At 30.6% G+C, this 10,637-nt stretch carries 10 protein-coding genes; all 10 read left to right on the top strand.

Translation table 11 applies throughout. The annotated features are described in order from the left end of the window. A partial coding sequence (locus C3E90_RS07875) for a sigma-70 family RNA polymerase sigma factor (RefSeq protein ID WP_236915097.1) occupies window positions 1-217 on the top strand: 217 nt, incomplete at its 5' end. 438 nt (window positions 218-655) lie between these two features. Beyond that, complete coding sequence (locus tag C3E90_RS07870; RefSeq protein ID WP_018579526.1) at window positions 656-886, top strand: hypothetical protein; 231 nt, start codon at window positions 656-658, stop codon at window positions 884-886. 100 nt (window positions 887-986) lie between these two features. After that, window positions 987-2,663 carry a recombinase family protein gene (locus tag C3E90_RS07865; RefSeq protein ID WP_018579525.1) on the top strand — a complete coding sequence of 559 codons (1,677 nt, stop codon included), beginning with the start codon at window positions 987-989 and terminating at the stop codon, window positions 2,661-2,663. Continuing rightward, the gene (locus tag C3E90_RS07860; protein WP_018579524.1) at window positions 2,656-4,323 is read left to right on the top strand and encodes a recombinase family protein; all 1,668 of its coding nucleotides are present in this window, start codon (window positions 2,656-2,658) and stop codon (window positions 4,321-4,323) included. Before C3E90_RS07865 ends, C3E90_RS07860 begins: the two co-directional genes overlap by 8 nt. Continuing rightward, window positions 4,316-5,803: a recombinase family protein gene (locus C3E90_RS07855; protein ID WP_018579523.1), complete on the top strand. Its 1,488-nt coding sequence runs from the start codon at window positions 4,316-4,318 to the stop codon at window positions 5,801-5,803. Before C3E90_RS07860 ends, C3E90_RS07855 begins: the two co-directional genes overlap by 8 nt. A gap of 155 nt (window positions 5,804-5,958) precedes the next feature. Further along, entirely contained in the window at window positions 5,959-6,480 is a 522-nt protein-coding gene (locus tag C3E90_RS07850; protein ID WP_018579522.1) for a hypothetical protein, read from the top strand. A 25-nt stretch (window positions 6,481-6,505) separates the two neighbouring features. Then, on the top strand, window positions 6,506-9,292 hold the full coding sequence (locus tag C3E90_RS07845) for a DEAD/DEAH box helicase (protein WP_272879094.1): 2,787 nt from the start codon (window positions 6,506-6,508) through the stop codon (window positions 9,290-9,292). 90 nt (window positions 9,293-9,382) lie between these two features. Next, entirely contained in the window at window positions 9,383-9,601 is a 219-nt protein-coding gene (locus tag C3E90_RS07840) for a hypothetical protein (RefSeq protein ID WP_236915095.1), read from the top strand. 23 nt (window positions 9,602-9,624) lie between these two features. Beyond that, complete coding sequence (locus C3E90_RS07835; protein WP_129723530.1) at window positions 9,625-9,834, top strand: hypothetical protein; 210 nt, start codon at window positions 9,625-9,627, stop codon at window positions 9,832-9,834. Continuing rightward, on the top strand, window positions 9,815-10,492 hold the full coding sequence (locus C3E90_RS07830) for a hypothetical protein (RefSeq protein WP_236915094.1): 678 nt from the start codon (window positions 9,815-9,817) through the stop codon (window positions 10,490-10,492). Before C3E90_RS07835 ends, C3E90_RS07830 begins: the two co-directional genes overlap by 20 nt. Window positions 10,493-10,637 lie beyond the last annotated feature (145 nt).

The following is a 10,637-nucleotide window of genomic DNA, read 5'->3' as shown; positions in this document are numbered from 1 at the left end:
ATTAGTAGCAGTGAAAATGCAAATAGAAGCACTTAATAAAGCCTTGGATAAATTAAGCCCAGAAGAAAGGGAAATTATTCAGGCTCTTTTTTTTGATGAGATACCCCAAAGGGAACTGGCGAAAACACTTAATATTAGCCAAGGGGCAGTCTTTAGGAGGAAAGAAAAAACCCTAGAGAAGTTAAAGGTCTTTTTAGAAGATTGGGGTGAAAAATAAAATCTTTTTTAAAAAAGCGAATCAAGAGGGTGGTTTTTTCACTGTTATATATAAGGGGCAAATACAGCCCCTTATATAAGAATAAAAAATTATATATTTTTGAACTTTGACAACTTAATAGACCAGGACAGGACATTATCCGTTTAAGGAGCCAGTATGAAACTACGTCATGACCATTCTGCTAAAGGTGACTTTGGTTTAAATGAATACCTACATAACGCTAAATGTATGGGATATAAGGATGAGAGCGAGAAATAGTTTGCTACAAAAAAGTATTGGCAAAACTTTTTGCAAAAATCTAGATGGTGATAATGATACTTCTATACGTTGTTGCTTCCCACCGAGAAAAGGGGAGAGGTGAAATTCCTATGAGCTGCCAAAGCACCTGTCAATGTCATAAAACTTAAAATAAAATATTAAGAAAGAAGAGGTAATTAAATGGAAAATATTAATAAGAAAAACCAAAACTCTTCTTCTGTTAATTATGGATATAAAGATGAACAATCAATGGGAGCGTATTTGGATCAAAAATTACAAGAGATTCCAGAAGATAAAAAGAATGTTTTTATAGAAGTAGGAAATGTTGTTGTTAATTGTTGTATAGGAAATACAAGGGTTAGCATGGATGATTTTGTATCAGATTTATGTAAGTTAGAATTAAGGATTTAAGGGCTGACAGATATATATAAGTGCGGTAAGATAAAAATATAAAGTTTCTGAAATCCTTAATAAATTGCACCCAAAATAATTTATTAAGGAGAGTGTAGAGATGAAAAAGATCGAGGCTTATATGTATCTTCGCTTATCAAGAGATGATGGAGATGAAGGAGAAAGTAATTCCATTGGTAATCAAAGGGAACTTATAAAAGGCTATGCTGATAAGGCTGGTTTTAAAATTGTCAAAGAATATATTGATGATGGATTTACAGGTTCAAACTTTGAAAGACCAAATTTTAAAAAGATGCTTAGTGACCTTGAAAAGAAAGCTAGCAAAACGATTATTGTAAAAGACCTTTCTAGATTTGGAAGAGATTATATTGAATCGGGAAAAATTCTTCAGAAGATTTTTCCACAAATGGGGGTTAGATTTATATCAGTTAATGATAACTATGATAGTGAAAATGCTGATGTAAATGACACACATCTTATTCTTCCTATAAAAAACTTTATCAATGATAGTTATTGCAGGGATATATCCATGAAAGTTAAAAGCTCTCAAAAGACTAAAAGACAGAGGGGAGAATTTATAGGGGCATTTGCTCCATATGGATATAGGAAAAGCACAAAAAAGAAAAATCATCTTATAGTTGATAGGAATGTAGCCTATGTTATTAGAAGAATTTTTGAGATGAAAGTAGAAGGATATTCTTCAAAGGCTATAGCAGATGAACTTAATAGGCTAGGTATTCAAACTCCACAAGCTTATAAGGAAAGTAATGGATCAAATTATGCTACAGGCTTTGCTAGTAATCAAAGTAAGTGGCAGGCTAAGATGATAAATAGGATTATTGAGAATAGGGTTTACCTTGGAGACTTAGAACAGGGGAAGAGAACCAAGCTTAATTATAAGTCTAATAGGGAAATAAAAGTTACCCAAGAAGAATGGGTTAGGGTTGAAGGAACTCATGAAGCTATAGTTACAGAAACAATGTTTAATGTAGCTAATAAGATGATGGGAAGAGATATTCTTAATAGGAAAACCAAACCTGATTTTTTAGCAGGGCTTCTTTATTGTGCAGATTGTGGAAATCAGCTAGTAAGAAGAAACCAAAAGACAAAAAATGGACAAACAATTTATTATATATGTGGCTTATACAATCGTGGTAAGGGTTGCTCAAGGCATAGTATTAAGGAAGAGGATATTTTATCTTCTTTGAATTACATCCTAAAACAACATATTAAATATCAAGAAGAACTATTTTTAAGAATTAGGCAAACTGATTTTAGTAAATCAGAATATGACCTTGATTTAGATGATCTACTTGCTGAAAAAAAGAAGTATGAAACCCTTAGACGTTCTCTTTATATGGACTTAGAAGATGAGCTTATAGATGAAGAGGAATTTCAATCCTTTAGGAAGAGCTACCAGTTTAAAATAAAAGAGATTGAACAGCAAATTATAAATAGAAGGAAAGCCTATAATGATTTAGAAGAGATACTTAATTCCAAAGAAAATTGGCTTACAGGCTTGGAAAAGTATAAAAATATAGAAAGTATTGATAGGCAGACACTAGCATTTTTTGTTGACCGTATATTGGTAGGGGAAAAGGATGAAGAAGGAAGACCAAGAATAACAGTATTCTTTAATGATATGGAAAAGTTAGATATATTAAAGAGAATATTAAAGAGAGCTAAGAAAACCAAGACTTCTAATCTTGCATCCTTCAATAGCATGGCTATAAAAGGACTATCCACTGAAAGGGAGGGGGTAGCTCTCTATGGCTAGAATATCAAGAAGAGATTTAATAAAAACAGAAGAAAAAGCGACTATTAATTCATCAAGAGTTGGAATCTATACAAGACTTTCGCAGGAAAGAACAGAAGAGTGGAGAAATAAATCATATTCTATAGAATCACAAGTGGAGATTTGCCAGGAGTATATTAATAAAGAAAATATGACCCTAGTTAAGGTTTATACAGATTATGAATATTCTGGAACTAATTTTGATAGGCCAGGTTATATTGAAATGATGAATGATGTTAGAAATGGCTTTATAAACTGCATTATAATTAGGGATTTATCAAGACTTGGTAGAGAACATCTTGAAATGGGAAGACTTGTAGATAAGGTATTTCCTTTCCTAGGAGTAAGATTTGTATCAGTAATAGACAAGATTGATACAGAAAAGGGAATTGATGCAAAACTATCTTTTGAAATCTTAATAAAAAACCTTATTAATGATATGTATGCCAAGGATATATCACATAAGATTAAAACCAGTAGGCAGGTTCATGCCAAACAGGGATTCTTTATAGGTTCAAATCCACCTTTTGGATATAAGGTAGTAAAAAAAGATGGAGGAAGAAAATTAGAGCCTGATGAAGTAAGCATGAAAATAGTCCAAAGAATCTTTAATATGTATGTAGATGGGGTTAATACACTTAAAATTGCTAAAGAACTTAATGAGGAAAACATCGCAACATCAAGTGCCTATAATAAAACAAGGTCTATTATACGAGAACCTGGACAACCACAATGGAGAAAAGGGACTATAGCTAATATGCTAAGACAGAGAGTCTATACAGGTTGCCTTGTTCAAGGAACTAAAGAAAATGTCCAAGGGAAAAAGTCCGGTCATTATAGGCAAAAACCTAAGGGTGAATGGATTGTTGTAGAAAATGCCCATGAAGCTATTATTTCAGAAGAAATGTTTAATATAGCCCAGGAGATACTTGATAATAATAAAGATAAATCGGAATTTAAAATAACAAGACATGATATGAAAAGAGATCCAATTAATAAATACAAAGGTGTAATTTTTGATGCAAATACGAACCTACTTTTAATTAGAAATGGAGTAAGAAGTAATAAGAAGAATGCCAACTTTTATTATTATAAGTTCACAAATGAAGAAAACAATGGTATTTTACTTGAAACTCCCTATATTTCTATAATGGAAAGTGACTTAGATAATCTAGTAATAAATAAGTTGAGAAATATACTCAGCATTGATGTAAGTGGAAAAGATTGCAGGGATAGAATTACTGATATATGCAAGATGAGAATTGAGATGGTAGAAAGAAATCGCCAGTCTATTTCTCTTAAGATTTCAAAACATAATTCAGACTTAAAAAGACTATATGAAAATTATAGTTTGGGAAAGATTGAGAAAGAAGACTATCTTGAAAAAAGAATATTAAATAGAAAAGACCTAGCCATCTATGAAAAGAGCCTAAGTGATCTTGACCTTGAAATACTTTCAATAGAAAGTCAAGCTGAGGAGGAGATAGGATTATTTGATAGCTTGTTTTCTAATAAAGATATTAAGCTAGATGAAAATATTGTTCAGAAATATATTGAACGTATTGATGTATATGATAATGAAAGTATAGAAATTAGTTTAAAAGGCTTTTTAGGTGGAAAGGAGATGAGGTCAAGTGAATAATATTGCTATTTATCTTAGAATATCCGTACTTGAAAAAGGAAATCTAGGGCATACAGAAGATACAATAAATTCTCAAAGGAATATTATTAAGAACTTTATCTTTAATGACCAAGAGCTTAAAAAGGCAAATATAGAAGAGTATATTGATGAGGGCTATAGTGGTAGCACTACTTCAAGACCTGGCTTGGATAAGCTTCTTTTAAAGGTAAAACAAGGAAAGATAAACTGTATCATTGTAAAGGATATGTCACGATTTATGAGAAATTATATAGAGATGGGAGATTATCTTGAAAATATCTTTCCTTTTATGGGGATCAGATTTATAGCAATTAATGATGGCTATGATAGTAGTAATGAAGTTCAAAATGGAACTGAATTAGATATCCAATTTAAAAATCTTCTTAATGACTATTATAGTAGGGATATTTCAGAAAAAATGACAACAGCTCTACTTGTAGCGAAAAAGCAAGGGAAGTACACATCTGGAGCTCCGCCATATGGTTATTTAAAAGATCCTGAGGATAATTATAAGCTTATAGTTGATGAAAAGGTTGCTGAGAATGTTAGATATATATTCCAACTTCTTCTTGAAGGACATAGCCTAAATGAAACAGCAAAAACTCTTAATAGTGAAGGTGTTATGACTGCAAGAGCAAGAAGGAAAGAGATTAAAGGCTATGATGCCTATGCAAATAGGTGGGAATCTACTGTGGAAGATACAATATGGTCTCACAGTATGGTTAGAAGAATAGCAAATAATGAAGCATATACGGGGACTTTTGTTTTTAATAAATCAAGAAAAAGTAAGCTTGATGGAGGTAAGGTTACTTATCATCCTAAAGAAGAATGGATAAGAGTTTATGATAATCACGAAGCCCTTATAAGCAAAGAAACCTTTGATGAAGCTAATAATATTATAAAGTCAAGAAAAAGGAATAAAATGTTTAAGTGGGGTGAACGCAAATATAAGAATAGTCCCTTAGCAACTTATGTAAGATGTAATAAATGTGGCTATAAAATCAGATTTGGCATTAGTTCTAATGGAAAAGAAATAGTAAGTATAAATCTTTATTGCTATCACTGTAGAATGCTTGAGCAGGAAGAAAAGCTACCTCATAATAAGGAATTAGAAAAAGAGGTATTTAAAATCCTTAAGGATAAGTTTCATACAGATAAGACGGAAAAGAAAAAGCTCCTTGATGAACAAAAAGAGCTTTATGACAGGAATGACCAACTATTAAAAAAGAAAAGGATAGAGTTTGAGAATTATAAGTTTGGTAAAATCTCAAGAGAAGATTTTATGGAAACAAAAAATCAGATACAAGAATCTGAGGAAGAAAATAAGGAACGTATAGGAGCAATAGACGAGGAACTTAAACAAGCAGGTAGCATAGACAGTCTAACTAAAGAAATTGTCGAGAAATATATTGATAAAATTTATATTTCAGGAAAAGGTATAGAAAGAATAGAATATCAATAGTACAATAGAAGGAGATCCATTATAGGGTCTCCTTAGTTATTGGTTTAAATAAAAAATTAGCTTAAGTGAATTTTATTAGATTAGCTAAAAGATGATTATAAAAAAGAACAGAAGTAGTGATTATAAAATCAAAATAAACAGGAGATGTAATAATCATGAGAAAAGGTTTAAAGGAAACATACGACTGGTATGAAAGTCGTGGAAAGCAGCTCATTGATAAATATACTAATGTAGGTGAGTATGTAAAAAAATATAATAAAGTAAATGGTACAAATGAAGTTTCAGGGGTTTATATGATATGTTTTAATAATCTTCCAATTGCTATAGGAGAAAGTAGCCAAATGGGTGTAAGGTTTATGGAGCATGTGAGGGCTTTAGAAGAAGATGGTAAGGAACTTTGGGGAGTAAACATAGAAGAAATTAAAGCTGGAAAAATAACCATCAAAATTGAAGTTTTAAAGACTGGTTTATTAAATGAAATAGATAGAAGAGATGCCGAGATTGGTGAGATAAATGAATATCAGCCAATTTTTCAAGTTGAATATGAAAAATATTATCCCAATGATAAAGCACAAAAGCAAAATGGAAGATGGCTATTAAGACATGAGATAAGGGAGGATCAGTATATTAAAAGAAAATATAGAAGAGAAAGAATTAAGGAGTTTTTAGATTTATAATTTACAAGTATTTTCTATCATACCCTTGACACGAGAGGGTTCAGGAAAAACTGCTATTTTGATATTATCAGCATTTGTTTTAATGGCTAAAAGGGTTTTGGTGTTGACACCGAGCCGATTGGTTAGGAGTCAAATAAAAGAAGAGTTTGAAGAATTACAGACATTATTAGATATAGGTGCACTGACGAATATTACTGAAAAGCCAAAAGTTTATGAGTTAAAAAATAAAATATTAATGGAAGAGGCATGGAGGGGATTAGAAAATTTTGATGTCGTAGTTGCTATACCAATGAGCATTAGTCCTGCTATAGATGATATTCCTACTCCTCCTGACGGTATGTTTGATTTGATATTAATTGATGAGGCACATCATAGTCCTGCAACAACATGGAATGGAATAATTGAAGCATTTCCACAAGCAAAAAAAATACTATTCACTGCTACACCATTTCGAAGAGATAAAAAAGAAGTTAAAGGAAAGTTTATATATAATTATGCAATATCAGATGCTTATAAAGATGGGGTTTTTGGTAGAATAAAATATATTCCAGTAGAAAATATTGAAGGTTCGGAAGATATTGCAATTGCCAAGAAGGCAGAAGAAGTGTTTATTGAAGATAAAAATGCTGGTTTTGAGCACTGTTTGATGGTAAGGACAGATAGAAATAAAAGGGCAAAGGAACTAGAACAAATATATGCTGAAAACACATCATTGAGATTAAAGATTATAAATAGCGACCATTCATATAGCCATGTTAAAAGTGTTATTAAAAAACTTAATAATGGGGAACTAGATGGGATAATATGTGTTAATATGCTGGGTGAAGGTTTTAACTTTCCTAAATTAAAAATTGCTGCAATTCATTCCCCTCATAAATCTCTTGAAGTTACACTACAATTTATTGGAAGATTTGCAAGAACAAACGCTCCTAATCTTGGAACTGCAAAATTCATTGCTACACCATCTGAAATTGAAATAGAAAGAGAAAAAATATTTGAGGAGGGGGCTGTATGGGAAGAAATTATTATGAATTTAAGTGAAAGTAGGATAGATGAAGAAATTGAAAATAAGCAGACTCTTAGTACCTTCGATTGCGTTTTAAATAGAGATGATGAAACAAATGACCTGTCATTGTCTTCATTAGTTCCATTTGCACATGTTAGAATATACTCGGTGGATACTTTTGACATACATGCAGATATTAATCTGCCTAATGGTCTACTATTAGTAAATAAACATATCAGCAGAGAATATTCAATGATAGTTATTATTGCTAAAGAGATACTTAATCCTAAGTGGACGAAACTAAATATGTTTCAGAAGATACAATATGAATTGTTTATAATATACTTTCAAGAACAGCATAAATTATTATTTATTAATTCTACTAGGAAGAATGAAGACATTTATGAAAGTATTGCAGAACAATTTTCTGGTACAAATATAAGAAAACTATCATTGGGTAAAATAAATCGAGTTTTATCTAATTTAAAGAACCCAGAATTTTTTAATATTGGCATGAGAAATAGTATACAAACAAGTAATACGGAATCCTATAGAATAATTAGTGGTTCTAATGCACAAAAAGCAATTAGAAAAACAGACGGAAGGATTTTTCATAGGGGGCATTGTTTTGGTAAAGGTACTGATAATAATGAAGAAGTAACTGTAGGATATAGTAGTGGTTCAAAAGTATGGAGCAATAGTTATTTAACAATACCACAATTTATAAAATGGTGTAACAATATTGCAAACAAGGTTACTAGCAAAGGCCCTGCATTTACAAACTCTCCTTTAGATTATATTCCAGTTAGCGAAGAAGTGAATACTGTACCTAACAAATTTATTATTTCAGTAGATTGGAATAATGAAACATATCAAAAACCACCAATTATAAGCAGTAAAAATAAAGATATAGGATTTGAATGTATTCAGTTGTTAGATATAGAGTTGCAGGTAAAAGGCAAGAATGAAGGGAAAATAGAGATAGTTTTTAAATATTACAATTTTGAATTCAGCATTTATTTTTCTCTAGATGATGATAAATTTTTCAAAAGTGAGGATAGTTTGGCTAAAAGTATATTTATTAATAGGAAATATGGCGATATCCCTTTATTGGATTATTTAAATGCTAATCCTTTAGTAATATATTTTAGTGATTTTTCTTCATTGATAGGGCATGAATACTATAAAAAGAATTATGATGACTTGATTTTGATAGATGAAGATATTTTAGAACCAATAGAATGGGAAGAAAATGGGGTGGATATAGAGTGTGAAATTGATAATCCAAGTCACGGGAAGATTTCTATACAAGAATTTTTAAATAAATATTTATCAGGCAAAGAGTATGATTTTCTGTATTATGACCACGGAACAGGAGAAATAGCAGATTTTATAGCAGCCAAGGAGCATGATAAACGCATTGTTCTTCAGTTCTATCATTGTAAAGGTTCTGGAGGGGAAAAATCAGGAGATAGAGTAAATGATGTATATGAAGTATGTGGACAAGTTATTAAGTCATCAATGTGGACAGATTTAAAGAAACTGAAAAGGAAACTAAAGGCTAGAATGATTACACATGAAAATTCTAGTGATAATCCGAATAATTACGTAAGAGATAGTTATGATAAATTTTTAGAAGTCTTGGCTTCAGGAGAAACTAAAATGTTTGAATTCGAAATAATTTTAGTACAACCAGGTATTACAAAGTCTAGGCTAAGTGAAAAGATTTCAAGTGTTATTGCGGCAGCAGATGATTTTTGTGTTAATCAGGGATATTTGCCGATAAGAGTATTCTGCTCAGAGTAAGAAGTCTATAAAAAGTCACGCTAAAAAGTTGATTTGTAAGGTAATGTTTATATAATACCTTCAAATTAAAAATGAATGGAGTGATTTTTTATGAGAGATGTAACGATTTTCGGTAATTTTACTGTATTAGAGACTATTATGTTTAATAGTGTTCAAGTTGATAAAGGCTTTGATGAGCGGCTGGATATATTTTATAGAATAAATCTTTGTATAGAAAATAGTGAAGACGATATTAACGATGCATTTATTGATTGCTACTACAGAAATATTGCTGATTTGAAGGAGGACTTAGTGAATTATATTGGATAAATTGAACATAGATGTTAGTGCTGATGAAAGCGATTATACCAGATGTGAATGGTGATATTCAGTGGATACCAGTAGATAAAATAGATGCATATTCTAATGAATGCTATTTTATTGTAGAATCTATAAAGGTTCTGAAGTTTAGGATGATTGTATCGTTTATGTATATTTTTAGTGTGAGAATCATTAATTTGTTAATTTGGAGGGAGCATAATTATGGTGGCTTGGTTATCTAAAAATATATTTTGGATAAAAGATATATTTTGGATTGTGTTTACTTTAGTAGCAACAATTGTAAGTATAAAAACATACATAAGAGCAAAAGCAACAATATTACAACCTTTAAGGACAGAAGTTATTAAAAGGCAAACGGATTTGCTTGTAGAATTGCTATCTTTTCTTTTAGATAAGCAAAAAGATTTTTTTAGAAAGATTGATTACCTTGGATTGGTTAATGCGAATGTTTTTTTATCAATGAGAGATTATGGTTATCTGTTAAATGATAATAAAATTTATAATGAAATTGATAAACATATAGTTGGATTTATGATTTTAAAGAATGAGGGACAATTGGATAATGTAGAACTTCCGCAAAGTATCAACATTGAAAGAGAAAAAGAAGATAATCTAAAAAATGAACAACATGAAAGAGGTAAGGGGAAATTATTATTGGCTCGTGAAGGAAAGGTTGATTTAGAATGTCTTTATTTAACGAATCAGTATAAAGATACTATTCAAAAGATAAAAGAATTCCAATGTAATCCTTTTATGCCTGCAAGTATTCAAAGTGAATTATCTAAATTGCTAAAGGAAATTAGTTATAATTTAACTGTCATACTTCCTCCTGAAATCGAAAAGTTTATAATACAAGTATCAAATGTATTTGTCAACTGAAAACTATACCATATTTTAATCGAAAACTGGGCCAGTTGAAATAAAAAAAGAGACTGTAATAAATTTTGTGCTTTAAGTAAGTTTGATTACTCTGATCTGACAAGAAAATTTAGATTTAATTTAGATAATAATTTTTCAAATTTGA

The organism is Clostridium sp. Cult2, from assembly GCF_021655075.1.
GTDB lineage: Bacteria > Bacillota > Clostridia > Tissierellales > Tepidimicrobiaceae > Schnuerera.
This window is presented reverse-complemented; position numbering and strand designations above follow the sequence as displayed.

What these genes read in the sequence shown, in the direction of transcription:
- C3E90_RS07870 (WP_018579526.1), top strand. Translation starts at nt 656, where the DNA reads ATGGAAAATATTAATAAGAAAAACCAAAACTCTTCTTCTGTTAATTAT.
- C3E90_RS07865 (WP_018579525.1), top strand. Translation starts at nt 987, where the DNA reads ATGAAAAAGATCGAGGCTTATATGTATCTTCGCTTATCAAGAGATGAT.
- C3E90_RS07860 (WP_018579524.1), top strand. Translation starts at nt 2,656, where the DNA reads ATGGCTAGAATATCAAGAAGAGATTTAATAAAAACAGAAGAAAAAGCG.
- C3E90_RS07850 (WP_018579522.1), top strand. Translation starts at nt 5,959, where the DNA reads ATGAGAAAAGGTTTAAAGGAAACATACGACTGGTATGAAAGTCGTGGA.
- C3E90_RS07840 (WP_236915095.1), top strand. Translation starts at nt 9,383, where the DNA reads ATGAGAGATGTAACGATTTTCGGTAATTTTACTGTATTAGAGACTATT.
- C3E90_RS07835 (WP_129723530.1), top strand. Translation starts at nt 9,625, where the DNA reads ATGAAAGCGATTATACCAGATGTGAATGGTGATATTCAGTGGATACCA.
- C3E90_RS07830 (WP_236915094.1), top strand. Translation starts at nt 9,815, where the DNA reads ATGGTGGCTTGGTTATCTAAAAATATATTTTGGATAAAAGATATATTT.